The 23,327-nt window shown below is 72.6% G+C and carries 26 protein-coding genes and 1 riboswitch; of the genes, 16 read left to right on the top strand and 10 right to left on the bottom strand.

From position 1 onward, the window contains the following. The first annotated feature begins 2 nt into the window (after positions 1–2). A complete protein-coding gene (locus BGP79_RS06910; RefSeq protein ID WP_083701664.1) occupies positions 3–1,316 on the top strand; it encodes an ATP-binding cassette domain-containing protein in 1,314 nt (437 codons plus the stop codon). After that, positions 1,316–2,176: an ABC transporter permease gene (locus tag BGP79_RS06905; protein WP_076694068.1), complete on the top strand. Its 861-nt coding sequence runs from the start codon at positions 1,316–1,318 to the stop codon at positions 2,174–2,176. The genes BGP79_RS06910 and BGP79_RS06905 overlap by 1 nt, the downstream gene beginning before the upstream one ends. A 104-nt stretch (positions 2,177–2,280) precedes the next feature. On the opposite strand, the gene BGP79_RS06900 is transcribed toward BGP79_RS06905, so the two are convergent. The 3 genes from BGP79_RS06900 to BGP79_RS06890 all read right to left on the bottom strand — a co-directional run bounded on the left by BGP79_RS06900 (position 2,281) and on the right by BGP79_RS06890 (position 4,490). Then, entirely contained in the window at positions 2,281–3,381 is a 1,101-nt protein-coding gene (locus tag BGP79_RS06900) for an NADH:flavin oxidoreductase/NADH oxidase (protein ID WP_076694066.1), read from the bottom strand. Between the two features lie 120 nt (positions 3,382–3,501). Beyond that, entirely contained in the window at positions 3,502–3,909 is a 408-nt protein-coding gene (locus BGP79_RS06895) for a hypothetical protein (RefSeq protein WP_076694064.1), read from the bottom strand. Beyond that, complete coding sequence (locus BGP79_RS06890) at positions 3,906–4,490, bottom strand: hypothetical protein (RefSeq protein ID WP_369800171.1); 585 nt, start codon at positions 4,488–4,490, stop codon at positions 3,906–3,908. The genes BGP79_RS06895 and BGP79_RS06890 overlap by 4 nt, the downstream gene beginning before the upstream one ends. A gap of 88 nt (positions 4,491–4,578) precedes the next feature. Here BGP79_RS06890 and BGP79_RS06885 point away from each other — a divergent pair, with 88 nt between their 5' ends. The 5 genes from BGP79_RS06885 (at position 4,579) to BGP79_RS06865 (ending at position 8,418) form a co-directional block, all read left to right on the top strand. After that, complete coding sequence (locus BGP79_RS06885; protein ID WP_233121239.1) at positions 4,579–5,454, top strand: CPBP family intramembrane glutamic endopeptidase; 876 nt, start codon at positions 4,579–4,581, stop codon at positions 5,452–5,454. Between the two features lie 172 nt (positions 5,455–5,626). Next, a complete protein-coding gene (locus BGP79_RS06880; RefSeq protein WP_076694705.1) occupies positions 5,627–6,667 on the top strand; it encodes a low specificity L-threonine aldolase in 1,041 nt (346 codons plus the stop codon). A gap of 39 nt (positions 6,668–6,706) precedes the next feature. Further along, positions 6,707–7,264, top strand: a complete 558-nt coding sequence (locus BGP79_RS06875; RefSeq protein WP_076694063.1) for a DUF456 domain-containing protein — start codon at positions 6,707–6,709, stop codon at positions 7,262–7,264. A gap of 60 nt (positions 7,265–7,324) precedes the next feature. Continuing rightward, positions 7,325–7,891: an NUDIX hydrolase gene (locus BGP79_RS06870; protein WP_198928440.1), complete on the top strand. Its 567-nt coding sequence runs from the start codon at positions 7,325–7,327 to the stop codon at positions 7,889–7,891. Then, positions 7,888–8,418 (top strand): metallophosphoesterase family protein, encoded by a 531-nt coding sequence (locus BGP79_RS06865; RefSeq protein ID WP_233121236.1) that lies wholly within the window; start codon positions 7,888–7,890, stop codon positions 8,416–8,418. The genes BGP79_RS06870 and BGP79_RS06865 overlap by 4 nt, the downstream gene beginning before the upstream one ends. A 211-nt stretch (positions 8,419–8,629) precedes the next feature. Here BGP79_RS06865 and BGP79_RS06860 read toward each other — a convergent pair whose 3' ends face one another. The 6 genes from BGP79_RS06860 to BGP79_RS06835 form a co-directional block, all read right to left on the bottom strand. Then, positions 8,630–9,994, bottom strand: a complete 1,365-nt coding sequence (locus BGP79_RS06860; protein ID WP_076694061.1) for a molybdopterin molybdotransferase MoeA — start codon at positions 9,992–9,994, stop codon at positions 8,630–8,632. Further along, positions 9,991–10,398, bottom strand: a complete 408-nt coding sequence (locus tag BGP79_RS16145) for a DUF6457 domain-containing protein (RefSeq protein WP_076694059.1) — start codon at positions 10,396–10,398, stop codon at positions 9,991–9,993. Before BGP79_RS16145 ends, BGP79_RS06860 begins: the two co-directional genes overlap by 4 nt. Beyond that, complete coding sequence (locus BGP79_RS06850; RefSeq protein WP_198928439.1) at positions 10,395–11,189, bottom strand: molybdenum cofactor guanylyltransferase; 795 nt, start codon at positions 11,187–11,189, stop codon at positions 10,395–10,397. Before BGP79_RS06850 ends, BGP79_RS16145 begins: the two co-directional genes overlap by 4 nt. Next, positions 11,186–11,443 carry a MoaD/ThiS family protein gene (locus tag BGP79_RS06845; RefSeq protein WP_198928438.1) on the bottom strand — a complete coding sequence of 86 codons (258 nt, stop codon included), beginning with the start codon at positions 11,441–11,443 and terminating at the stop codon, positions 11,186–11,188. Before BGP79_RS06845 ends, BGP79_RS06850 begins: the two co-directional genes overlap by 4 nt. A 2-nt stretch (positions 11,444–11,445) precedes the next feature. After that, positions 11,446–12,531, bottom strand: coding sequence for a GTP 3',8-cyclase MoaA (gene moaA, locus BGP79_RS06840; RefSeq protein ID WP_076694057.1), 1,086 nt, complete (start codon positions 12,529–12,531; stop codon positions 11,446–11,448). Between the two features lie 76 nt (positions 12,532–12,607). Further along, positions 12,608–13,153: a thioesterase family protein gene (locus BGP79_RS06835; protein WP_076694055.1), complete on the bottom strand. Its 546-nt coding sequence runs from the start codon at positions 13,151–13,153 to the stop codon at positions 12,608–12,610. A 116-nt stretch (positions 13,154–13,269) separates the two neighbouring features. Between BGP79_RS06835 and modA the strand changes: the two genes are divergently transcribed. The 9 genes from modA to BGP79_RS06790 all read left to right on the top strand — a co-directional run bounded on the left by modA (position 13,270) and on the right by BGP79_RS06790 (position 21,645). Further along, positions 13,270–14,073, top strand: coding sequence for a molybdate ABC transporter substrate-binding protein (gene modA, locus BGP79_RS06830; RefSeq protein WP_076694053.1), 804 nt, complete (start codon positions 13,270–13,272; stop codon positions 14,071–14,073). 100 nt (positions 14,074–14,173) lie between these two features. Beyond that, positions 14,174–15,016 carry a molybdenum ABC transporter permease gene (locus BGP79_RS06825; protein WP_083701663.1) on the top strand — a complete coding sequence of 281 codons (843 nt, stop codon included), beginning with the start codon at positions 14,174–14,176 and terminating at the stop codon, positions 15,014–15,016. Between the two features lie 75 nt (positions 15,017–15,091). Beyond that, positions 15,092–15,156: riboswitch (guanidine-III (ykkC-III) riboswitch) on the top strand. 11 nt (positions 15,157–15,167) lie between these two features. Beyond that, positions 15,168–15,482: a multidrug efflux SMR transporter gene (locus BGP79_RS06820; protein ID WP_198928437.1), complete on the top strand. Its 315-nt coding sequence runs from the start codon at positions 15,168–15,170 to the stop codon at positions 15,480–15,482. Between the two features lie 117 nt (positions 15,483–15,599). Next, positions 15,600–16,919, top strand: coding sequence for a gephyrin-like molybdotransferase Glp (gene glp / locus BGP79_RS06815; RefSeq protein ID WP_076694696.1), 1,320 nt, complete (start codon positions 15,600–15,602; stop codon positions 16,917–16,919). A gap of 177 nt (positions 16,920–17,096) precedes the next feature. After that, positions 17,097–17,654 carry a dihydrofolate reductase family protein gene (locus tag BGP79_RS06810; RefSeq protein WP_076694049.1) on the top strand — a complete coding sequence of 186 codons (558 nt, stop codon included), beginning with the start codon at positions 17,097–17,099 and terminating at the stop codon, positions 17,652–17,654. A 152-nt stretch (positions 17,655–17,806) separates the two neighbouring features. Continuing rightward, entirely contained in the window at positions 17,807–18,307 is a 501-nt protein-coding gene (gene moaC, locus BGP79_RS06805) for a cyclic pyranopterin monophosphate synthase MoaC (RefSeq protein WP_076694047.1), read from the top strand. After that, positions 18,304–18,843 (top strand): MogA/MoaB family molybdenum cofactor biosynthesis protein, encoded by a 540-nt coding sequence (locus tag BGP79_RS16735; RefSeq protein ID WP_076694045.1) that lies wholly within the window; start codon positions 18,304–18,306, stop codon positions 18,841–18,843. The genes moaC and BGP79_RS16735 overlap by 4 nt, the downstream gene beginning before the upstream one ends. After that, positions 18,833–19,327: a molybdenum cofactor biosynthesis protein MoaE gene (locus tag BGP79_RS16730; RefSeq protein WP_198928436.1), complete on the top strand. Its 495-nt coding sequence runs from the start codon at positions 18,833–18,835 to the stop codon at positions 19,325–19,327. Before BGP79_RS16735 ends, BGP79_RS16730 begins: the two co-directional genes overlap by 11 nt. A 128-nt stretch (positions 19,328–19,455) precedes the next feature. Beyond that, complete coding sequence (locus BGP79_RS06790) at positions 19,456–21,645, top strand: catalase (protein ID WP_076694043.1); 2,190 nt, start codon at positions 19,456–19,458, stop codon at positions 21,643–21,645. Between the two features lie 210 nt (positions 21,646–21,855). Here BGP79_RS06790 and BGP79_RS06785 read toward each other — a convergent pair whose 3' ends face one another. Further along, positions 21,856–23,040, bottom strand: a complete 1,185-nt coding sequence (locus tag BGP79_RS06785) for a zinc-dependent alcohol dehydrogenase (RefSeq protein ID WP_076694041.1) — start codon at positions 23,038–23,040, stop codon at positions 21,856–21,858. Between the last annotated feature and the right edge of the window lie 287 nt (positions 23,041–23,327).

Raw genomic sequence — 23,327 nt, 5'->3', positions numbered from 1 at the left:
TCATGGCCACGATCCAGACCCGCGGCATCACCAAGACCTATTCCTCCCGCTCCGGACCCGTCCACGCCCTGACCGGGGTGGACCTGACCGTGGAGCAGGGCACCGTCCGCGGCCTGCTCGGCCCCAACGGCGCGGGCAAGACCACCGTCGTCAAGGTGCTCACCACCCTGATCCGGCCCGACGACGGGACGGCGAGCATCAACGGCATCGACGTCGCGCGCCATCCCCAGCAGATCCGCAGCATCATCGGGGTCTCCGGCCAGTACTCCGCCGTCGACGAGAACCTCACCGGCCTCGAGAACCTGGAGATGGTCGGCCGGCTGTACCACCTCGGCCGGAGGCAGGCCCGGGCGCGGGCGAAGGAACTGATCGACGTGTTCGGGCTGGCGGAGGCGGGCGACCGGCCCGTCAAGGGCTTCTCCGGCGGCATGCGGCGGCGCATCGACCTCGCGGGTGCCCTCGTCATCAACCCGCAGGTGCTGTTCCTCGACGAGCCGACCACCGGCCTCGATCCGCGCAGCCGGCTCGGCCTCTGGGACGTGATCCGGGACCTGGTGGGCGGCGGTACGACGGTGCTGCTGACCACCCAGTACCTCGAGGAGGCGGACCAGCTGGCGGACGCCATCTCCGTCATCGATGCGGGCCGGGTGATCGCCGAGGGCACCGCCGACGAACTCAAGGCGCAGGTCGGCGGGCACCGGGTCGCCGCGACCCTGGTCGACCCGGCGGACATGGCGGTGGTGCGGGACATCATGGCGCGGCACGGCAGCGGTGAGCCCCGCGTCGACGCCGCGGGCCGGCAGGTGGACGTCGCCGTCGAGCACGGCCCGATCGCCCTGCAGCGCGTGCTCGCGGACCTGGACACGGCGGGTGTGCGGGTGCACGACGCCGGCATCCGCCGCCCGACCCTGGACGACGTGTTCCTCCGGCTGACCGGGCACGCGGCTGCGGAGGCCCAGTCGGCGGACGAGCCGGACGGGGACGGCAGGCGGCGTCGCCGGCGGGGAAAGGACGGGCCGACCGCTGACGACGGTGGCCCTGGTGGCCCGGAGGCCACGACCGCTGACGACGGTGCCGGTCCTGATGCCGGGCGCGCTCACGGCGATGGCGGCGGTGCTCGTGGTGGAGCGGTCGCGGGCGCCGCGACCGGCGTCGCCGGCCCGTCACCGTCCGACGGTGACGGCCGCGACACGGTCACCGACCCTGCCGCCGGACGAACGGCCACCCGACACGGCGGCGGCCTCATGACGGACGACTCCCCTGACGGGGAGCGACCCCGGGAGCGGGCCCGTCACCGGGCCGGAGCGGAGCGATGATGAGCGCAGCGACAGGCACGGCGCCGACCACCGCGGCCGGGCCGCTGACCCCGTCCGTCACCGGTGGCCTGCAGACGCTGCTCGCGGACGGCTGGACGGTCACGTGGCGGAACCTGCTCAAGATCAGGCGCACGCCGGACATGCTGATCTTCGCGGTGCTGCAGCCGATCATGTTCGTGCTGCTGTTCAGCCAGGTGTACGGCGGGTCGATCCGGGTGCAGGGGACCGACTACACCCAGTTCCTGATGGCGGGCATCTTCGGGCAGACCATCGTCTTCGGGGCCACGTTCTCCGGGTCGGCGATGGCGCAGGACCTGAAGGAGGGCATCATCGACCGGTTCCGCACCCTGCCGATGAGCCCGGCCGCGGTGCTGATCGGCCGGACGAACGGCGATCTGGTGCTGAACGCGATCTCGATGGTGATCATGATCCTCACCGGGTTCCTCGTCGGCTGGCGGTTCACGACGTCGGTGTGGTCGTTCCTCGGCGGGGTCGCCCTGCTGCTGGTGTTCGGCTACGCGTTCAGCTGGGTGATGGCGCTGATCGGCATGTCCGTCCGGTCCCCGGAGGCGATCAACAACGCGTCGTTCATGATCCTGTTCCCGCTGACGTTCATCTCCAACGCGTTCGTCCAGTCCCAGACGCTGCCCGGCCCGCTCGAGTTCTTCGCCAACTGGAACCCGGTGTCGGCGCTCGTCCAGGCGGCGCGCCAGCTGTTCGGCAACCTCGGGTCGGCGCCCGTGCCGGACGCGTGGCCGATGCAGCACCCGGTGCCGACCGTGCTGATCGGCTCCGCGGTACTGCTGGCCGTGTTCGTGCCGCTGTGCGTGCGCAAGTTCCAGCGGATCAGCTCCCGCTGAAACGCCCCCTCACGACGCCAGCTCGTCAATGGATGCACTGAACCGGCGAGAATCCGGCCGGATGGGACATCTATTGACGAGCTGGCGACGAGGACGTGCGGGGGTCAGAAGACCCGGGACGGGCTGACGCGCTCGTACTGCGGCACCCACGACAGTTCGTGGCCGAGCCGGTAGGCGGCACGCAGCCACCAGCGGGGGTCGGCCAGCGCCGCGCGAGCGACCGTGATGACGTCCGCCTGGCCCGAGAGCAGGATGTGCTCGGCCTGGACCGGGTCGGTGATCATGCCGACGGTCGAGGTGGGCACCTTGGTGTCCCGCCGGATCCGCTCGGCGAAACCGGTCTGGTACCCGGCGCCGCCGCGGACCTTCGGAGCGCCCAGGTTGCCGGCGGAGCTGACGTCGACGAGGTCGACGCCGTGCTCGTGGGCGAGGGTGACGAACTTCGACGTGAACGTCAGATCCGCCTCGATGTCCTCCCAGTCGGTCGCGGAGACGCGCACCAGCAGTGGCATGGAATCGGGGATCGCGGCGCGGACGGCGTCGATCACGGCCAGCGGCAGCCGCATGCGGCCCTCGTCGTCGCCGCCCCAGCCGTCGGTGCGGTCGTTGACCAGCGGGCTGAGGAACTCGTGCAGCAGGTAGCCGTGCGCGGCGTGCAGCTCGACGGTGTCGAAGCCGGCGTCGACGGCGCGGCGGGCCGCGGCGGCGAAATCGTCGACCACGGCGAGGATCTGCTCCTCGGTCATGGCGGTCGGGGCGGCGTACCCGTCGAACGGGGCGTCGGTCGGGCCGAGCGTGGTCCAGCCGTGCTCGGACTCGGGCACGGAGCCGTGCTGACCGGCGAACGGCGCGTAGGTGGACGCCTTGCGTCCCGCGTGGGCGAGCTGGACGCCGATCTTCGTGTCGATGCCCTGCGTGTGGACGAAGTCGACGATGCGGCGCCACGCGGCGGCCTGCTCGTCGTTCCAGATGCCGGCGTCCTGCGGGGAGATGCGTCCCTCCGGGTTCACGGCGCTCGCCTCGGTGATGATCAGCGCCGCACGGCCGAGCGCGAAGGCGCCCAGGTGGGCCAGGTGCCAGTCGGTGGGCACGCCGGGTGCGGCGACCGGGTCGCACGAGTACTGGCACATCGGTGCCACCCAGCCGCGATGGGCCAGGGTCAGGTCGCGCAGCGTGATCGGCTCGAACAGGGCGGGGACGGTCATGGTTCCTCCGGTCGGGGTGACGGCATTCTCGTCATCCTCAACGAGGGCATGCCGGTCAGAATTCCGCCGGTGGTGCCGGTCACGCCGTATCAGGACGCTCGGCACGACGCCGGCGGACCCTCAGCGGCGCCGCCGGCCCGACCCGCTCAGCGCCCACCAGGCCCACAGCACGAGCAGGGGCTGGAGCAGCAACCGGACGAATCGGCGACGCTGATCGGTGACCCCGAAGGCCCGGATCCGATGGGTGAACTGGTGGACGTTGCCGGGGAAGACGGCGACGAAGAAGCCGGCCATGACCGCCCGCATCACCGGTCGGTGGCCTCCGCGGGCGAGGACCGCCGTCCCGAGACCGAGCTCGACCACGCCGGAGGCGACGACGACGCCGTCCGGCGTGCCGGGCACCCACGGCGGGACGATCCGCGCGAACTGGCCGCGCATCGGCTGGCGCAGATGGGCGACGCCGGCGGTGAGCATGAAGCCGCCGAGCGCGAGCCGGCCGAGGGTGCGCGCCACGCGACTGCCGTTCACGCGCGCCGCTTCCCGATCGCGCCCATGGACCACAGCGCCCAGGCCATCAGCACGGGCTGGCCGAGCAGCCGGGCCGCCCGCTTGTTGTCCGTGTCCAGCCCGAAGCCGTCGCGCCGGCCGACGAACTGGGCGAGGTTGCCCGGGAAGACGGCGGCGAAGAAACCGGCGGTGAACCGCCCCATCCCGGGCCGGCGGCCCCCGCGGGCGAGGATCGCCGCTCCCAGGGCGATCTCCACCCAGCCGGAGCCGACGACGACGGCGTCGGGGTCGAGCCCCAGCGTCCGCGGCACCTGGGCCCGGAACTCCTCCCGCGCGAAGCTGAGGTGGCCGATGCCGGCGAACACGAGGACCGACCCCAGGGTCACCCGGGCGAGGTTCTGCAGCGGGCTGACCCGGCCGCGGCGCGGGCGCCGGCCCACGGCGGGGATGGCGACGGAGGTCACGGCGGAGACCGGGGCCAACTCCGGGACGGCGGTTGCGACGGCGGCCGGCGTGGGCGGTGTCGTCGCCGGGGTGAGGGTGGGGGTGCTGTGCCGGCGGGAGGCGCGCAGTCGCGCGGCCCGGCTGATGTGGGTACGCATGCTCCGGAGGCTACGCCCGCTCGGCTACCGGCCGGTAACTCCGCGGCTCCGGAAGGCCCCAGAGGACCGGGTGGGGAGAATGGCGTCCATGGAGTCGAACCGCGAACCTGCCGTGACCGGTGTCGACCCGGGCGCGGGTACGGGCACGGGTGCACGGTCCGCCGGGCCGCGCCGGCCGGGATGGAGCGTGGCCCTGGTGCCGGCGCTGCTGGTGTGTCTGTCCGGCTTCTTCCTGTTCGCCCTCGACTGGCGGCCCGTCGGCTACCTCGCGATGGCCGCCGGCATCGGCCTGTGCGTCTGGCTGGACCGGGTGCTGCTGCGGGACCTGCTGCTCGTCGCCGTCGGGCTGGTGATCGTCTCCACGGTCTCGGTGCGCGCCGACGTCGGCTGGGCCAACATCGCCCTGCTCGGAACGGTGCTGACCCTGGCCGTCGCCGTCCCGTACCTGCAGTCCCGGTTCGGCTACGGCGATCACGCCGTCCGCTTCCGGTGGCTCTCGGGGCAGCGGTGGACCCGCGGGATGATCGCCTACCTCGTCGCGGTGCCGGCCATCGGCTGGGTGGTGCTGCCGCTCTACTTCGTGCGCAGCGGCGCCTACCTGAACTGGCCGCCGCTGGCCGAGGGCACCGAGGTGGGGCGCTTCCTGGTCGGCGTGACGTACATGGGCTCGTGGGACGAGTTCTTCTTCATCTGCACCGTCTTCGCGCTGCTGGCCCGACACTTCTCGTTCTGGCACGCCAACGTGCTGCAGGCGATCGTCTTCGTCAGCTTCCTGTGGGAGCTCGGGTACCAGGCGTGGGGACCGGCCCTGACCATCCCGTTCGCCCTGCTGCAGGGCTACCTCTTCATGCGCACCCGGTCCCTGCTCTACGTGCTGTGCGTCCACCTGCTGTTCGACGTCGTCGTCTTCCTCTCGATCCTGCACGCCCGGCATCCGCAGGCCCTGCCGATCTTCTGGTCCTGACGGAAGCGACGGGCGGCCGGATCGGCCCGAGAAATTGGGCGATCCGTGCGGCATCGGTCACAGTAGGAGCGTGACTGAAAACCCGCGCGTCGCGCACGGCTCCGAGGCCAGCGAGCACTCCGAGTCCGACTTCGCCCCCCTCTCCACCAGCGATCAGGCGCCCGGCACCGATCTGCCGCCCGGACACGCCCGGACCTTCGCCTCCGACAACTACGCGGGCGTGCATCCCGAGGTGCTCGACGCCGTCGTCGCCGCCAACGCCGGCCACCAGATCTCGTACGGCGAGGACGAGTACACCGAGCGGCTGCAGGAGGTGCTGGGCCGACACTTCGGCACCCCGACGTTCGCGTTCCCCGTCTTCAACGGCACCGGCGCGAACGTCGTCTCCCTGCAGTCCCTGCTGCCGCGCTGGGGCGCCGTCGTGTGCGCCGAAACGGCCCACATCAACGTCGACGAGAACGCGGCGCCCGAGCGGGTCGGTGGGCTGAAGCTGCTGACCGTCCCGACGCCGGACGGCAAGCTCACGCCTGAGCTGATCGACCGCCAGGCCTGGGGCTGGGGCGACGAGCACCGGGCGCAGCCGCTCGCCGTGTCCATCACGCAGACCACGGAGATGGGCACCTGCTACTCCGTGGACGAGATCCGCGCGATCGCCGACCACGTGCACGAGCGCGGCATGAAGCTGCACGTGGACGGGGCCCGACTCGCCAACGCGGCCGCGACGCTCGGCGAGGGGCTGCACGTCTTCACCCGGGACGCCGGCGTGGACGCCATCTCCTTCGGCGGCACGAAGAACGGCCTGATGTTCGGCGAGGCCGTCGTCGTCTTCGACCCGGAGCTGGCCACCGCGCTGCCGTACCTGCGGAAGATGGACATGCAGCTGGCCTCGAAGATGCGGTACATCTCGGCCCAGCTCGTCGCCCTCTACGAGGGTGATCTGTGGCTGACGTCCGCCCGGCACGCCAACGCGATGGCGCAGCGGCTGCGGGCAGGCGTCGAGGCGCTCGACGGCGTGCGCGTCACCCAGCCGACGCAGGCCAACGCCGTGTTCGCCGTGCTGGACCGCGACGTCGCCGAACGGCTGCGGGCCCGGTTCCGGTTCTACGACTGGGACGAGCACACCGGCGAGGTGCGCTGGATGTGCGCGTGGGACACCACCGAGGCCGACGTCGACGCATTCGTCGCCGCGCTCGCGGAGGAGCTCGGCCGCTAGGCTTCCCTGCCCTTCGACGGGGCGTGAGACGATGCGGCCATGATCCCGTCCGCGCTGCCCACGCTCACGACGGTCGCCGCGACCGCGCCGCCCCTGACCTCGGGGCAGGTGCTCGCGACGGTGATCGCCGCGCTGGTGCTGCTCGTCGGACTGATCGGCATCGTCGTGCCCGTCCTGCCCGGCAGCATCCTCATCGTGGTCGGGCTACTGATCTGGGCGATCAGCATCGGCTCGACCACCGGGTGGGTCGTCTTCGCGGTCGGCACGGTGCTCGCCGCGGCCGGGATGTCGGCGAGCTGGGTGCTCACCGGACGCCGGTTGAAGGCACGGCGCATCCCGAACCGGTCGATCCTCGTCGGGCTGGTCGCGGCCGTGGTCGGCGCCTTCCTGATCCCCGTGGTCGGCCTGCTCGTGGGATTCGTCGGCGGCCTGTTGCTGAGCGAGCTGGCGCGGCAGCGCGATCTGAAGGCGGCGCTGAGCACCAGCTGGGCTGCGGTCAAGGCCACCGGCATCGGCATCCTCGTCGAGTTCGGCTGCGGGTGTCTCGCGGTCAGCGTCTTCGCCATCGGGGTGTGGGTGCAGGCCGCAGCGGGGTAGCACCTGCCGTGTGACGTCATCCAGCCGCCGCGGATGGCGGCACAGGTGAGACGCTGGAGCATGGCCGTCCCCGAGATCCACTTCTGCCGCCGCTGCGGTCACGCCGTCGAGCAGCGCATCCCGCCGATGGAGGACCGGCTGCGCGCCGTGTGCCCGAACTGCGGCTACATCGACTACGTCAATCCCATCAACGTCGTCGGCACCGTGCCGGTGTGGCAGCACGAGGACGGGGAGCCGCGCATCCTGATCTGCCGACGCGCCATCCAGCCGCGGCGGGGCTACTGGACGTTGCCCGCCGGTTTCATGGAGGTCGGGGAGACGGCCGCCGAGGGCGCCGCGCGGGAGACCCGCGAGGAGGCGGGCGCGCACATCGAGCTCGAGGGCCTCTTCTCGGTCCTCGACGCCGTGCACGTGCGCCAGGTGCATCTCTTCTACCGGGCCCGGCTGCTCGACCTCGACCTCGCGCCCGGCCCCGAGACGATCGAGAACGCCCTCGTGCGCATCGAGGAGATCCCGTGGCGCGACCTCGCGTTCCACAGCGTCCGTCGCGTGCTGCAGGACTGGGTGGCCGACCACCGCAGCGGCTCCTTCGGGGTCCACACCGGCAGCGTGGAACGGACCCGGTGACGCGCCTGCGGGTGCTGGTCCTCTCGGACACCCACGCGCCCCGGTTCTGGAAGGGCGTCCCGGCGGGGTTGCACGAGCCGCTGGCCGCCGCCGACGTCATCCTGCACGCCGGAGACGTCTGCACGCCGGGCGTGCTCGACGACCTGGCCGCGCACGCCCCCGTCCGTGCGGTGCTCGGGAACAACGACGGCGACGACGTGGCGGCCTGGGACGGCGGACCGGACGGCGAGGTGCCCGAGACGCTGGAGCTGGACCTCGCCGGGCTCGCGGTCGCGATGATCCACGACGCGGGCCCACGCCAGGGGCGTGACCGGCGGATGCGACGCCGCTTTCCGGACGCCGATCTCGTCGTCTTCGGCCACTCCCACATCCCGCTGGACGAGCCTGCCGGGGCGGTGCCCCTGTTCAATCCGGGCTCGCCGACCGACAAGCGCCGACAGCCCCACGGCACCTGGGGCGAACTCATGATCGAGGACGGCGTGCTGCTGCAGCACACGATCCACCCGCTGCCGCCGCGGACTCCTTGACTGGTGCTGCCGGCTCTGGATGAGGGGTCGGGCACGCTCGGGCTCGGCAGCGATCCGATGGCTACACCGAGTGTGACGGATGGGGCGGGTGTGGCGCTACGGACGGCTCACCAGTCACACGCGTCCCACTCGGTGTTGTCCTTGCACCGCTCCGGCCGCCGGGCGATCCGCTCTCCGATCAGATGCTGCCGCTCCGGAGGGCGCTGCCGGCTCAGATCCGCGGTCCCTCGACCCGCACGACCGGCCTCGCCGCGGTCTCGGGCTCGAGCGCCGCGTCGTCACGGGGAGACCACGCGTCGCTCCGGCCGGCGGCCTGGTCCTCCCGGATCACCGATGCCGCGGTGTCGACCTGCTGCCGGGCCCACGGCAACGCGACGGCCTCCGCCTCCCGCCACGCGATCAGTCCGCGCGCCGGGACGACGAGCACGACGTCGGCGTCGGCGAGACCGCGCAGCATGCCGGCGCCCGCGTGCCCGCACGGAGCGACGCCGTCCGTCCCGGGGACGCGCCGCGCGGGGACGAGGCGGGTGGTGCGGCCCGGCGGCAGATCGACGGTGCTGCGCGCCAGCACGGACCCGGGCCGCGGCCGGCCGAGCAGGCCCGCGAGCACCGGCTGGGCGAGGGTGAGCAGCGTGAGCATGGCGGCGAGCGGGTTACCGGGCAGGGCGACGACGAGCGGGCCGTCCGGGAGCCGAGCGAGGACCGCCGGGTGGCCGGGCCGGACGTCGATGCCGTCGATGATCAACTCGGCGCCGAGATCGATCAGTCCTGACCGGACGTGGTCGGCGCTCGAGCGGCCGGTGCCGCCGGTGGTGATGACGACGTCGGCCGCCGCCGCGGTCAGCGCTCGCGTGACGGCGTCGCGGTCGTCGGGCAGCCGGTGCACGGCGGTGGTCCGGCCGCCGAGCAGACTCACGACGGCGGGCAGCTGCGGCCCGAACGCGTCGCGGACCTGTCCCGGCGCGGGAACGCCGGCGGTGATGACCTCGTCGCCGGTCAGCAGCACGGTCACGGCGGGCACGGGCCGAACGGTGAGCGTGTCGGCGCCGACGACGGCGGCGAGGGCCACGTGCGCGGGCGTCAGCACCTCACCGGCGCGGATCAGCACGTCACCGGCCACCGCCTCCTCGCCGGCGGGCCGGATGTGAGCGTCGGCCGGAACGGGTACAGGGCCGGTGTCGACGAGCAGGGCGGCTGCGCGCTCGCCGCTCCCGGCCGGTCGGTCGAGGCGGCCGTGCTCGCTGCGCAGCACCGCCGTGGTACCGGTGGGCACGGCGCCGCCGGTGAGGATGGGCACCGCTTCGCCGGCGCGGAGGGCGGTCTCGGGCGACCGGCCGGGGTCGTCCCCCAGCCGCCACGGGCCGGCGCCGGCCACGGCCCAGCCGTCCATCGCCGAGGACGCGTAGTGCGGCAGGTCCGTGGGAGCGGTGAGGTCGGAGGCGAGCAGGCAGCCGAGCGCCTCGGTGAGAGGGACGTCGCGAGCCTCCAGCAGCGTTCCCGCGGTGTGGGCGAGCGCGTGCGCCTGCTGCCAGGTGGGACGGGGGGCGGGGGAGTGCGGTGCGGCTGGGCCGCTCACGAGGCCGTCTCGTCCGGGGCCGGCCGGGGCGCGTCCGGCGCGGAGCCGTGCGTGACGGCATCGCCGTCGGAGCCGTCCACGGACGCCTGCCCGGAACCCGGCTCGGACGACGCTCCGTCGGCTGCTTCCCGCTCCGCCGCGACCTTCTCGGCGAGACGGCGGGCGGCGTCAGCGTAGGTGTCCATCGCCGTGCCGGGACGATCGGTCTGCCCACCGGCGGCCGCGAGTCCGGCCGCGAAACCGACGATGTACGTGGTCAGCGGCGCCGCCGGCCGGATCACCTGGTGGGCAGCGACCCCGGCGAGGGCGAGGATGTCGTCGACGGGGACCTGCTCGAGCGGGACGCCGAGCTGCTCGGCCAGTCGCCGGGCCCAGTCCTGCAGGATCTCGTCCTTCTCGCTCATGCGTCCTCCTCGGGTCGGGCTCGCTCGTCCGGCGAGTGCGGCAGACGCACCCCGGTCCGGTGCGCATCCTCCACCGTATCGACGTCGGCGCTCGCCGCGCTCGTCAGCGGCACCTCCATCACGCTCAACTCACCGGTCAGATCCCGCATCGAGGCACCGGTGAGACCACCGCGCGAGGCGGTGAGGGCGGCGACGGCGGCCGCAAGGGCACCACGGCGGTAAGCGGCGGTCAGGGGCTGGTGACGTCCGTCCGGGTCGACACCGACGACGGCGGCGTCCGTCGTCTCCGCCGCCGACCGCACCGCGGGCAGCAGCGCCTCGACGGCGTCATCGGGGTGGACGAGGTCGCACGAGAGCAGGAGCACCCAGGCGTCGGGATCGTCAGCGTCGTCGTCCGGCTCTGTTGCGAGGGCCCCGAGGCCGGCGGCCGTGGCGGCGGCCGGGCCACCGAACGGCGGGTCCTCCCGCACGAGACGAGGGCCTCCGTTCCCGGAACGCCCGGGCCGGTCGAGAGGGCCGGCCGGCAGCACGTCGTCGAAACCGACGATCGCGATCCGCCCGGCTGCGACGCCCGCCCCCGCGACCGCATCCAGCACCCGATCGAGCAGGCGCCGCCCGTCCAGGGTGAGGGACGCCTTGTCGACACCGCCGAGCCGGGAGCCGCGCCCACCGGCGAGCACGACGGCGCTCAGACGCAGTCCGCCGCGCTCCCGCTCGCCGCCGTCGTCGGCCGCGCCGCCCTGCTGCCCGCCGTGAGGGAGGGCGCCGCCGGGTGGGGAAGTGGCCGTCACCCGCCGGCGAACGGCGGCAGGACGTCGAGGGCACCGGCCCCGTCCAGCACGCGGGCGTCGTCGCGCACGGCCAGCCCGTCGAGGAGGAAGGAGGAGCGGGTCAGCACGTCGTGCAGCACCGGCTGTCCCGGCACGGCCGGGTGCGCGGCCGCGAGCCGCTGCTTGAGTTGCCCGAACGTCAGGCCCGCGGTGTCGACCGTCTCCGCGGTCGTGCCCGCCGCGGCCGCCGCCCCGGCGTAGTAGTTGATCTGCACGCTCAGCCGCCGATCGCGCTCATCGAGCGGTCCGGCTGCACATAGCCGGAGGCATCGAGTCCCTCTGTGCCGGGGGAGTCGGTGCCGTGGGCGAGCGGCTTGACCCACATCGCCTGACGCCACCGCTGGGCGATCTGCGCGTCGTCGGCGTCACCGCGGAGCAGGTGCAACAGGTCGATCTCCTCGTGGGAGAACAGGCAGCTGCGCACCTTGCCGTCGGCCGTGATCCTCGTGCGCTTGCAGTCGGCGCAGAAGGGCTCGGTGACGGACGCGATGATGCCGAGCGTGCCCCGCATCGCCGGATCCGTGCGGGAGACGGCGTGGTACCGCTCGGCGGGGGCACCGTCGCGTTCGGCCGGATGCGGGGTGAGCACGAAGTCCTGTTCGACGAGCGCCCGGATCTGCGCGGCGGTGATCATGGTGTCCCGCCGCCAGCCGTGATCGGCGTCCAGGGGCATCTGCTCGATGAACCGCAGTTCGTAGCCGCGCGCCAGGCACCAGCCGGCCAGCTCGCTCGCCTGGTGCTCGTTGAAGCCCCGCATCAGCACGGCGTTGATCTTCATCGGGGCGAGCCCGGCCGCGTCGGCGGCGGCGATCCCGGCCAGGGTCCGCTCGAGCAGGTTGCGGCGGGAGAGCGCGACGAACGTCTCCGGGCAGAGGGTGTCGAGGGAGACGTTGATGCGGGTCAGCCCGGCATCGCGCAGGGTCCGCGCGCGCCGGTCGAGGCCGACGCCGTTGGTCGTCAGGGAGATCGGCAGGTCCGGGTGGTGGCCGCGCACGCCCGCGATGACCTCCTCGAGGTCCTTGCGGATCAGGGGTTCCCCGCCGGTGAGCCGCAGTTCGACGACGCCGAGCTCGTCCACCGCGATGTCGACCAACCGGGTGATCTCCTCGGCGGTCAGCAGCTGCCGACCGGGCAACCAGTCCATGCCGTCGGCGGGCATGCAGTAGGTGCAGCGCAGATTGCACTTGTCGGTCAGGGAGATGCGCAGATCGGTGGCGACCCGGCCGTACTGGTCGGCGAGCCCGCCGTGATCCGGCACGCCGGCGGTCGGGAGGACGCGCGGGATGCCGAGGGACACTGCCATTCGTCCATGCTACGGCGTCCGATGATCAGCCTGCTGCGGACCCCCGCCGACCCAGCCCCCGACGCGGGACCGGCGGTCACCAGACGTGCGGGGCGGGCTTCCGGGTCGATGGCAGCGCGGTCCGTTCGCGCCATTCGTGCAGCCAGGCGGGCACCTCGCGGTCGGCCGGCATCGGATCGCCGATCGCGGCCAGGATCTCCTCGTTGGACACGGGGCCGGAGCGGGAGACGAACCGGGCGGCCTGGTAGGCGCGCACGTGGATCTCGCCGTCGGCGACGACGCGCTGCTCGATGTAGACGCACTTCTCGTCGAGGCCGAGGATCTTCGTCTCCTGCGTGAACCGCTGACCGAGCACCACGGACTTCCGGAACGTGATGGTCTCCGCCTGCACGACGGGGGACCAGCCGCGCCGGCGCATCACGTCCCAGAAGCCGGCGCGCACCATCAGGTCGAACCGACCCAGGTCGAACAGCGAGAAGTACATGCCGTTGTTGATGTGCCGGGCGATGTCGATGTCGGTCAGCCGGGCGCGCATCGGCAGTGTCGCGGTGTCCCAGATGGACAGCTTCGGCCGCCGGCGGGAGACGATGAGCCAGTAGAGCGTGCGCAGCAGCAGGTGCATGACGCCAACCCTACTCGCGGGTAACTTAGGCGGCCATCCCGTGTCCCACCCGGCGACGACCGCGGACCGAGCGGGGGAGCAGCAGGCTCGTCGGACCGTCCGCCTAGCATGGGGGCATGAGGCCCCGTCCCGCCCGCGCCGTCGTCCTACCCGTGCGCGCGCTCTCCGTGGCCGCCGCCCTGCTGCTGACCGCGTGCGCGTCGACGCCGGGCGCCTCCGGGTCGACGGGCTCGGGTAGCGGCCAGTCGACCGGCCAGCAGACCGTCACCGTCTTCGCGGCGGCGTCGTTGACCGACGTCGGGCCGAAGCTGGCCGAGGCGTACCGGGCGTCCCACCCCGGCGTCGAGGTGCGATTCAACCTCGCCGGGAGCCAGGCGCTCGTGAGCCAGCTGATCGCCGGGGCCGACGCCGACGTCCTGATCATGGCGGACCAGGAGTCGCTCGAGCCGCTGTCGGGCAAGGACATCCTCGCCGGGGATCCGACCGTGGTCGCCGTCAACCACCTCGTCCTCGCCGTCGACCCGTCCGCCGGCATCACCGGGCTCGCCGACCTGGCGAAGGAGGGCGTGCGGACCGCGATCTGCGCGGCCGACGTCCCGTGCGGCCGGGTCAGCCGGGACGTGCTGACGAAGGAGAAGGTCACGCCCTCGGCGACGACGGAGGAGGAGAACGTGCGCGGCGCGCTCACCAAGCTCACCTCCGGGCAGGTGCAGGCGGCGCTCGTCTACCGCACGGACGCCACCACGGCCGGTGACAAGGTGCGCATCATCGAACTGCCCGACGCCGGGGGCAACCCGTATCCCGTCGCGCTGACGAAGGACGGCGCGACGCATCCGGCCGCCGCCGACTTCGGGACCTGGTTGACCGGCGCGGAGGCCCGGGCGGTGCTCCAGCGCGCCGGGTTCGACGCCCCCTCGTGACCGTTCCGCCGACGCCGGACGGCCGCTTCGGCATCGTCCGGGGCAGCGCATTCCGCCCCGGCGTCGAGCCGATGCTGGACCGTCCGCACCGGGTATCCGGATGAGCGCACGCCTGGACGCACGCCCATCCGCTCGCCCGTCCGGCCGCCTCAACCGGGCGACGACGCCGGGGTGGCTGTGGGTGCCGTTCGCGCTGGTCCTCGCCCTGACGCTCGGGCCGCTCGCCGGTCTGCTGCTCAACGTCCCGTGGGCTCAGTTGCCCGGGCTGCTGGCCGAGCCCGAGGTGCAGCGCTCCCTGGCCCTCTCGCTCGGCACCGCGGCGATCTCCACCGGGCTGTGCGCGGTGCTCGGCGTCCCGGTCGCCGTCCTGATGACCCGGCTGCGCGGCACCGCCGTCGACCTCGCCCGCGGCGCCCTGCTCGTCCCGCTCGTGCTCTCCCCGGTGGTCTCCGGGCTGGTGCTGCTGTTCTTCTGGGGCCGGTACGGACTGTTCGGTTCCCTGCTGGACACCCTCGGTATCCGGGTCGGGTTCAGCCCGGCCGCCGTCGTCATCGTCCAGGTGTTCGTCTCGCTTCCGTTCTTCATCGTCTCGGTGATGACGGCGCTCGCGGGCATCGATGAGGAGCTCGAGCTCTCGGCCGCGACCTGCGGTGCCTCGGCGAACCAGGTCCTGCGGTACATCACGGTGCCGCTCGCGGCGCCCGGCATCCTCGTCGGCACCCTGCTCGCCTTCGCCCGCTCGCTGGGGGAGTACGGCGCGACCATCACCTTCGCCGGCAGCATCGACGGCCAGACCCGCACGCTGCCCCTGCAGATCTCGCTGGCGCTGAACTCCGCGCGGCCGGACCAGGCGCTCGGGGTGTGCCTGATGCTCGTGGCGATCTACCTCGTCGTCCTCGTCGCCGCGCGGTTCGCCGGCCGGCTGACGGCCGTGTGGAGATGACCGCGGTGGAGGTGACCGCGGTGGTGACGCTGCCCACCGTCCATTGCCCGGTGTACCGGGGTGTGCGAGCCTGAGAAGGAGCCCATGACGGGCCACCGGACGAGGGGTGCCGTACCCGGCGAGCGACAAGACGGCCCACAGGAGGTTCGTCATGTCGTGGTTCGTTCTGGTGATCGCCGGGGTGCTGGAGGCCGTGTGGGCCGTGGCCCTGGGCCGGTCGGAGGGCTTCACGAAGCTGGTGCCGTCGCTCGTCTTCGGCGCGGGCCTGATCGGCAGCATGGCCGGCCTCGCGTGGGCAATGCGCGACCTGCCGACCGGCACCGCCTACGCCGTGTGGGTGGGGATCGGCGCTTCCCTCACCGTCATCTGGGGCATGCTGACCGGCGCGGAACCCGTCTCCGTCATCCGGCTGGTACTCGTGGCCGGCATCGTCGGCTGCGTCATCGGGCTGAAGGTCACCGCCTGAGTCACCACTTCCGCCAGGTCGTCAATAGATGTCGCATCCGGGGTCGATTCGACGGCCGATGGAGCATCTATTGACGAGCTGCCGCGTCCGGTGAACGACGTCGGTACGCTCGGACCGATGACTACTCCCCGGGCCGACCCGTGGCCGCACGCGGCCCGCACCGTCGAGCAGCATGCCGCCGCGGTGCTCGCGCTGCTGGACGGGCTCACGCTCGATCCGGTGACCGTCCCCCTCGCCGAGGCGGGCGGCCGGGTGCTCGCTCAAGACGTCGTCGCGGGCCTGGAGCTGCCGCCGTTCGACAACGCCCAGATGGACGGGTACGCCGTTCGCGCCGCCGACCTCGCGCGGACCCCGGGCGGTCCGGTCGCCCTTCCGCTCACCGCGGCCGTCCCGGCCGGAGCGGTTCCGGCCCTGCTGCCGCCCGGAACGGCGGCGGCCATCATGACCGGCGCGATGATCCCGGCCGGTGCCGACGCCGTCGTCCCCGTCGAGGAGACCGACCCCGCACGGTTCCCCGACTGGGTCGGTGACGCGCTCGAGCCGCCCAGCGGTGCGCACGTGCAATTCGTGGACGACGCGGCCTCGACCACCACCGGCCGTTTCGTCCGCCCCGCCGGCTCGGACCTGGCTCGCGGCGCCACCGCCCTGACGGCCGGCACCCGGCTGACGCCGGCGGCGGTCGGCGTCCTCGCGGCGCTCGGGTCGGCCGACGTGGTCGTCCGCCGGCGCCTGCGCGTCCTGCTCTACAGCACGGGCAGCGAGGTCGTCGCCCCGGGATTGCCGCTGGGCGCGGGCCAGATCCACGACGCCAACACCGCGATCCTGCGTGCAACGCTGACCGCCTGCGGGGCCGAGGTCGTCACGGCGCGGCTGGTCGCGGACGAACCGGCCGCACTGCTGGCCGCCGTCGCCTCCGACGTGCGGGAGACGGCCCCGGACCTGCTGATCAGCAGCGGCGGCATCAGCCGGGGCGCCTTCGAGGTGGTCAAGCAGGCGCTCGGCCGACGCGGCGTCGTCTTCGGCCCGGTCGCGATGCAGCCGGGCGGGCCGCAGGGCGCGGGTCTGCTCGCCGTCGGAGGCGGGGACAGGTCAGCGCCGGTGCCGTTCCTCGCCTTCCCCGGCAACCCCGTCAGCACGCTCGTCTCGGTCGAGATGTTCCTCCGGCCCGCGCTCGCGACCCGGTTCGGCGCACCCGCGCGGCCCCGCTTCCGGGCGGTCCTCGCCGAGCCGGTGACGCCGCTGGCGGGCAAGCAGCAGATCCGCCGCGGCGTCCTCGATGCCAGCGGTGACGACGGTGAGCCGACGGTGCGCCTGGTCGGCGGCCCCAGCTCGCACCTGCTGCACGCGGCGGCGACGGCGGACGTGCTCGTCCACCTGCCGATGACGGCGGACACGCTGCCGGCCGGCACCCCGGTCACCGTCACCCCGCTCGACTGAAGTCCCGGGCCGAGATCGTCGACCCGAGCATCCGGCAACGGCGCCGCGGGCTCGCCCATCGCTGTCTCACCGCTGTCCCACCGGGACGGATCCGGCCGTGACGGAACATCTCTTGACGAGCCGGCGCGGAGCGGAGGAGGGTCGGTGCGAACCGTTCCGCCGAGCGAAGGAGCCACCGTGGGCCAGCTGATCTACTCGTCGATCGCCTCCCTCGACGGGTACACCGCCGACCGCGACGGCAGATTCGCCTGGGCGGCACCCAGCGAGACGGTGCACGCCTACGTCAACGACCTCGAACGCCCGATCGGGACCTACCTCTACGGGCGGCGGATGTACGAGACCATGCGGGTCTGGGAGACGGACGCGGACTTCGCCGCCGACTCGCCCGTCACGGCCGAGTACGCGCGGATCTGGCAGGCCGCCGACAAGGTCGTCTACTCGACGACGCTGACCGGCGTCGACACCGAGCGCACCCGCCTCGAGCACACGTTCGATCCGGACGCCGTCCAAGAACTCGTCGCCTCCGCCGAGCAGGACGTGTCGGTCGGCGGCCCGCACCTCGCGGCCGCCGCCCTGGAGGCCGGCCTCGTCGACGAGCTGCAGGTGTTCCTCGTGCCGGTCGTCGTCGGAGGTGGGACGCCGGTCGTCCCGCTCGGCCTGCGTCGCGATCTGGTCCTGGTGCAGATGGAGCAGGTCGACGACGTCACCTGGCTGCGGTACCGCGTCGACCGCTGACCCTGCCGCGCTGGGACCCCGCCACCCGCGCCAGCTCGTCAAGAGACGCTCCATCCGGGCACGAATCAGCCCCCGATGCGACATCTGTTGACGAGCTGGCGGTGGGAGGCAATGGGGACGGCCGGCGGGAGCGTGCGTGAGACGATGACGGCATGCGCGCAGGCGAGAACACCCCGGACCACGCCCCCACCCTGACGCACCTGCGCGCGGACGGGTCGGCTCACATGGTGGACGTCTCCGGCAAGCCCGAGACCACCCGGACGGCGGTCGCCGCGAGCGTGCTGCGCACCACCGCCGCGGTGCGCGACGCGATCATGGCCGGCTCGCTGCCGAAGGGCGACGCCCTGGCCGTCGCGCGCGTCGCCGGCATCATGGCCGCCAAGCAGACGCCGGCCCTCATCCCGCTGTGCCACCCGCTGCCGCTGGCGAAGGTCACGGTCGACTTCGCGCCGCTGGACGACGACGCCGTCACCATCGAGGCCCGCGTGACCACCCGCGGCGTCACGGGCGTCGAGATGGAGGCGCTCACGGCCGCCTCGATCACCGCCCTGACCCTGTACGACATGATCAAGGCGGCCGACAAGGGCGCCACCATCGAGACCACCCGGGTGCTCGCCAAGTCCGGCGGCAAGAGCGGGGACTGGACCCGATGAGCGAGCACACCACGCCGACGCCCGGAACGGCGCAGCCGCACGCCACGGATCCCGGCAGCGCGCACCGGCACGCCGTCGTCATCGTCGCCTCCACCCGGGCCGCCGCCGGGCAGGCCGAGGACACCACCGGACCCGTCCTGGTCGCCTGGCTGCGCGACCGCGGCTTCGCCGTGCCCGACGCCGTCGTCGTCGCCGACGGGGAGCCCGTCCGGGACGCGCTGCTCGCCGCGCTGACGAGCCACCCGCGGGTCATCGTCACCACCGGGGGCACCGGGCTGAGCCCCACCGACCACACCCCCGAGATGACCGAACCGCTCCTCGAGCGCCGCCTGCCCGGCCTCGTCCACGCTCTCGCCGCCCGCGGTGCGGAGTCGACGCCGACGGCGGTGCTCAGCCGGGGTGCCGCCGGGACGGTCGGCCGCACGTTCGTCGTCAACCTGCCGGGCTCGACCGGAGGGGTCCGCGACGGCATCGCCGTCCTCGACCCGATCCTCGACCACCTGTGCGGGCAGCTGGAGGGGCGCCATGAGCACTGAGCCCAGCACCGATCGGGCTACCGAGTCCCATGCCGACCAGCCCGGCGCAGACCGTACCGCGGCGCAGTCCGTCGTCGTCCACGCGGAGGTCACGGACCGGCCGCTGGACCTGGCGGCGACCATCGCGGCGGCGGGTTCGGACCACAGCGGCGCCGTCGTCAGCTTCAGCGGCGTGATCCGGAACCACGACGGCGGCCGATCGGTCGAACGGCTGAGTTATTCGGCGCACCCGGGCGCGGGTGAGGCCATCGCCCAGGTCGCGGCCGACGTCGCCGCCGCCCACGCCGGAGTGCGCATCGCCGTCGCCCACCGGACCGGGGACCTGACGATCGGCGACGTCGCCCTCGTCGCCGCGGTCGCCGCGGCGCACCGCGCCGAGGCCTTCGCCGCGTGCGAGGACCTGATCGAGACGGTCAAGGCGCGCGTGCCGATCTGGAAGCAGCAGTGGTTCCCGGACGGCACCAGCGAGTGGGTCGGCCTCTGACCGGCCCTCACTGGTGAACCTCAGGCAGCGGCGTTAGGCTGGCGATTCATCAGGGTGCTTATCGATCGTCGGGGATCCACCGCGATCGAAACACCCGGAAATGGTCGCCGCCAAGCTGAAGGAGCACCATGTCCGAGAAGAACCTGCCCGGGGTCCCGACGACCCAGCCCGTCTCCTACGACGAGCCGACGACGCCGACGGATCCGCCGAAGCCCAAGCCCGATCAGGCCGGACCCGCGAACCTCTCGGCCACCGGTGCCGACTACGGTGCGGACCCGACGACCAACGCCCAGCAGGGCCCGCGGCTGACCACGTCGGTCGGCATCCCGCTGCGCAACACCGACCACTCCCTCACCGCCGGGCCGCGCGGGCCCATCCTGCTGCAGGACCAGCACTTCCGGGAGAAGATCTCCCACTTCGACCACGAGCGGATCCCCGAGCGCGTCGTCCACGCCCGCGGCGCCGGCGCCCACGGCGTGTTCGAGGCCAACGGTGCGGCGGAGAAGATCACCCGGGCCGCGTTCCTGAAGAAGGGCGTGCAGACGCCCACCTTCACCCGGTTCTCCACCGTCCTCGGCTCCCGCGGGTCCATGGACACCGCCCGGGACACCCGGGGCTTCGCCACGAAGTTCTACACGACCGAAGGCAACTACGACCTGGTCGGCAACAACATCCCCGTGTTCTTCATCCAGGATGCGATCAAGTTCCCGGACGTCATCCACGCCGGCAAGCCCCACCCGGACCGGGAGATCCCGCAGGCCCAGAGCGCGCACGACACGTTCTGGGACTTCGTCTCCCTCCACACCGAGGCGCAGCACCACACCATCTGGAACATGTCCGACCGCGGCATCCCGCGTTCCTACCGGACCATGGAGGGCTTCGGCATCCATACGTTCCGGCTGGTCAACGACGCCGGGGAGACGACGCTGGTGAAGTTCCACTGGAAGCCGAAGCTCGGCGTGCACTCCACCACCTGGGAGGAGGCGCAGATCGCCGGCGGTACCGACCCGGACTTCCACCGGCGGGACCTGGCGGACGCCATCGAGGCCGGTGCGCACCCGCAGTGGGACTTCGGCGTGCAGACCTTCCCGGACAACGAGGACCAGATGTTCGAGGGGATCGACCTGCTCGATCCGACGAAGATGGTCCCCGAGGAGCTCGCGCCCGTGCAGATCATCGGCACGCTGACGCTGAACCGGAACCCGATCAACTACTTCGCCGAGACCGAGCAGGTCATGTTCAACCCGGCGAACCTGGTGCCCGGCATCGACGTCACCTACGATCCGCTCCTGCAGGGCCGCCTGTTCTCCTACCAGGACACGCAGCTGACCCGGCTCGGTGGGCCCAACTTCCAGCAGATCCCGATCAACCGGCCGCACGCGCCGGTCAACGACATGCTGCGGGACGGGTTCCACCAGGACGGCGTGCACGGCGGGGTCGCCGCGTACCACCCGAACTCGCTGGATCAGAACAACCCCCTGCCCACCCCGCCCGAGGAGGGCGGCTACATCGAGGTGCCGCAGCGCTTCGAGGCGGTCACCGACCGGAAGAAGGCCGCGACCTTCGACGACCACTTCAGCCAGGCCGGCCTGTTCTTCCGGTCCCTGACGCCGGTCGAACAGCAGCACGTGATCAGCGCCTACACGTTCGAGCTCTCCAAGTGCTGGGACGAGACCATCCGCAAGCGTGAGCTGCAGGCCCTGGCGAACGTGGACACGCGGCTGGCGACCGAGGTGGCCACCGGTCTGGGCCTCACGGCGCCGTCCGCCACGGAGTCCTCCGACGACACCACCACCAGCCCCGCCCTGTCCCAGATCGGCGGCGAATGGCCCGTCGACGGGCGGCAGGTCGGCATCGTCGTGGACAGCAGCAGTGACCTCTCCGCGGTCAGCAGCCTCCAGTCCACCCTGCTCGCCGCGGGCGTGGTGCCGCTCGTCGTCGCCCCGACCGCCGGTCAGCTCGGCGACGGGGTCGTGGCGAACCGGACGTGGGCCAACGCGTCCTCGGTCGAGTTCGACGCCGTGATCCTCACGACGCCGGCGGCCCCGGCGCCGGACGCCCTGACGGCGCGCGACGCCAAGGCCGGGCAGGACACCGCGCCCGGGGTCGACCCGCGGGTCGACAAGCTGCTCGGCGAGGCGTGGCGGCACGCCAAGGCGATCGGCGCCGTGCCCGACGCGCAGGCCACCCTCGCCGCGGCCGGCGTGGAGGCCGGGGCTCCCGGCGTCCTCGTCGGAGCTGCCGGTGACCTCGGCACCGGTGTGCTCGCCGCCCTCGCGAAGCACCGGGCCTGGGAGCGGTTCCCCGTCGCGGTGTGACCGGGTGACGCGCGGATGAGCGCATGAAGAAGGGGCCGGATCCTGGCGGATCCGGCCCCTTCTCGTTCCCTCCACCGAGGCCAGGGAGTTCCCCGGCGAGGATTCTGTGCGGGCGGCCGCCCGGCGCTCAGACGCCGCGCGGCTGCGTCTTCACGCTCAGACGCCGCGCGGCTGGGCGTTCGCTCACACGCCGCGCGGCTTGGCGTTCGCTCACACGCCGCGCGGCTTGAGCACGACCTTGATGCAGCCGTCGTCCTTGTGCTGGAACGTGCGGTACAGGTCCGCCGCGTCGTCCAGGCCGCCGGTGTGCGTCGTCAGGTCCTTCACGCCCAGCGGGTCCGACGAGTCGGAGACCAGCGGCATCAGCGTGTCCGTCCAGCGGCGCACGTTGGCCTGACCCATCCGCAGGTTCACCTGCTTGTCGAACAGCTTCATCATGTTGATCGGGTCCTTGGCGCCGCCGTAGACACCCAAGATGGAGACGGTGCCGCCACGGCGGACGGCGTCGAATGCCGAGTTCAACGCCGTCAACGCGTCGACGCCGATCGTCTCGGTGGCCTTCTGGGCGAGCTTGTCCGGCAGCAGACCGGCCACGTTCTGCATCGTCCGGCCGAGCGGTGCGCTGTGCGCCTCCATGCCGACGGCGTCCACGACGCCGTCCGCGCCACGGCCGTAGGTCTCCTCGCGGATCTGCTCGGCGACGTCGTCGCCCCAGGGGATGGTCTTCACGCCGTGGCGCTCCGCCATGGCCCGCCGGTCCGCCTCGGGCTCGACCGCGATCACCTGGTAGCCGCGGTGCACGCCGATCCGGGCGGCGAACTGGCCGACCGGGCCGAGCCCGAACACCACCAGGGTGCCGCCCTCGGGGACGTTCGCGTACTCCACGCCCTGCCAGGCGGTGGGCAGGATGTCCGAGAGGAACAGGTACTGCTCGTCCGGGCCGTCGGCCGGGATCTTCTGGGCGCCGTAGTCGGCGTGCGGGACGCGCAGGTACTCGGCCTGCCCGCCCGGGACCGCGCCGTAGAGCTCGGAGAAGCCGAGCAGGGAGGCGCCCGTGCCCTTCTCCCGCACCTGGGTGGTCTCGCACTGGGACTGCAGGCCGTTCGTGCACATCCAGCAGTGACCGCAGGAGATATTGAAGGGAATGACGACCCGATCGCCCTCGGAGAGATTGGTGATGCCTGAACCGACCTCGCGCACGATGCCCATCGGCTCGTGGCCGAGGATGTCGCCGGGGGTCATGTACGGGCCGAGCACCTCGTACAGATGCAGATCGGAGCCGCAGATCGCGGTCGAGGTGACCTCGATGATCGCGTCGGTGGGCTGCTGGATGGTCGGGTCCGGCACCGTCTCGGTCGAGACCTTGCGCTTGCCCTGCCAGGTGACTGCCTTCACGTCGTCCTCCTCATGCGTCGGATCGGTCCTCGTGGGACCGCGTGTCGTCGATCCTCAGCATACTGAGTAAGGCCGGGGATGCGCGAGCCGGACCTCGCCGCCGGCAGGCGAAGGCGCTGACGGCGGCGGTGCCGGGTCAAGGGCGACACCGACTGGGACGGATGTGACGGTTGTCGGGTCGATGTCGTCACAGCGGCCCCACGGGTCACACTCGGTGGAGCGGTTGCTCCGCGGGCGCGCGTGAACCAGGCCGCGGACACGCCAGAGGCCGACCGGAACGTGGTGTT

Origin of the sequence: Tersicoccus sp. Bi-70 (genome assembly GCF_001968825.1) — a bacterium.
In the GTDB taxonomy this organism is placed as follows: Bacteria; Actinomycetota; Actinomycetes; order Actinomycetales; family Micrococcaceae; genus Tersicoccus.
Note: the sequence above shows the minus strand (reverse complement) of the source record. Positions and strands in the feature narration are given on the sequence as shown.

Bases quoted from the DNA above. Each gene is read 5' to 3' on its own strand.
- BGP79_RS06910 (WP_083701664.1), top strand. From the start codon at position 3: ATGGCCACGATCCAGACCCGCGGCATCACCAAGACCTATTCCTCCCGC.
- BGP79_RS06905 (WP_076694068.1), top strand. From the start codon at position 1,316: ATGAGCGCAGCGACAGGCACGGCGCCGACCACCGCGGCCGGGCCGCTG.
- BGP79_RS06900 (WP_076694066.1), bottom strand. From the start codon at position 3,381: ATGACCGTCCCCGCCCTGTTCGAGCCGATCACGCTGCGCGACCTGACC.
- BGP79_RS06890 (WP_369800171.1), bottom strand. From the start codon at position 4,490: ATGCGTACCCACATCAGCCGGGCCGCGCGACTGCGCGCCTCCCGCCGG.
- BGP79_RS06885 (WP_233121239.1), top strand. From the start codon at position 4,579: ATGGAGTCGAACCGCGAACCTGCCGTGACCGGTGTCGACCCGGGCGCG.
- BGP79_RS06875 (WP_076694063.1), top strand. From the start codon at position 6,707: ATGATCCCGTCCGCGCTGCCCACGCTCACGACGGTCGCCGCGACCGCG.
- BGP79_RS06870 (WP_198928440.1), top strand. From the start codon at position 7,325: ATGGCCGTCCCCGAGATCCACTTCTGCCGCCGCTGCGGTCACGCCGTC.
- BGP79_RS16145 (WP_076694059.1), bottom strand. From the start codon at position 10,398: ATGAGCGAGAAGGACGAGATCCTGCAGGACTGGGCCCGGCGACTGGCC.
- moaA (WP_076694057.1), bottom strand. From the start codon at position 12,531: ATGGCAGTGTCCCTCGGCATCCCGCGCGTCCTCCCGACCGCCGGCGTG.
- BGP79_RS06835 (WP_076694055.1), bottom strand. From the start codon at position 13,153: ATGCACCTGCTGCTGCGCACGCTCTACTGGCTCATCGTCTCCCGCCGG.
- modA (WP_076694053.1), top strand. From the start codon at position 13,270: ATGAGGCCCCGTCCCGCCCGCGCCGTCGTCCTACCCGTGCGCGCGCTC.
- BGP79_RS06825 (WP_083701663.1), top strand. From the start codon at position 14,174: ATGAGCGCACGCCTGGACGCACGCCCATCCGCTCGCCCGTCCGGCCGC.
- BGP79_RS06820 (WP_198928437.1), top strand. From the start codon at position 15,168: ATGTCGTGGTTCGTTCTGGTGATCGCCGGGGTGCTGGAGGCCGTGTGG.
- glp (WP_076694696.1), top strand. From the start codon at position 15,600: ATGACTACTCCCCGGGCCGACCCGTGGCCGCACGCGGCCCGCACCGTC.
- moaC (WP_076694047.1), top strand. From the start codon at position 17,807: ATGCGCGCAGGCGAGAACACCCCGGACCACGCCCCCACCCTGACGCAC.
- BGP79_RS16735 (WP_076694045.1), top strand. From the start codon at position 18,304: ATGAGCGAGCACACCACGCCGACGCCCGGAACGGCGCAGCCGCACGCC.
- BGP79_RS16730 (WP_198928436.1), top strand. From the start codon at position 18,833: ATGAGCACTGAGCCCAGCACCGATCGGGCTACCGAGTCCCATGCCGAC.
- BGP79_RS06790 (WP_076694043.1), top strand. From the start codon at position 19,456: ATGTCCGAGAAGAACCTGCCCGGGGTCCCGACGACCCAGCCCGTCTCC.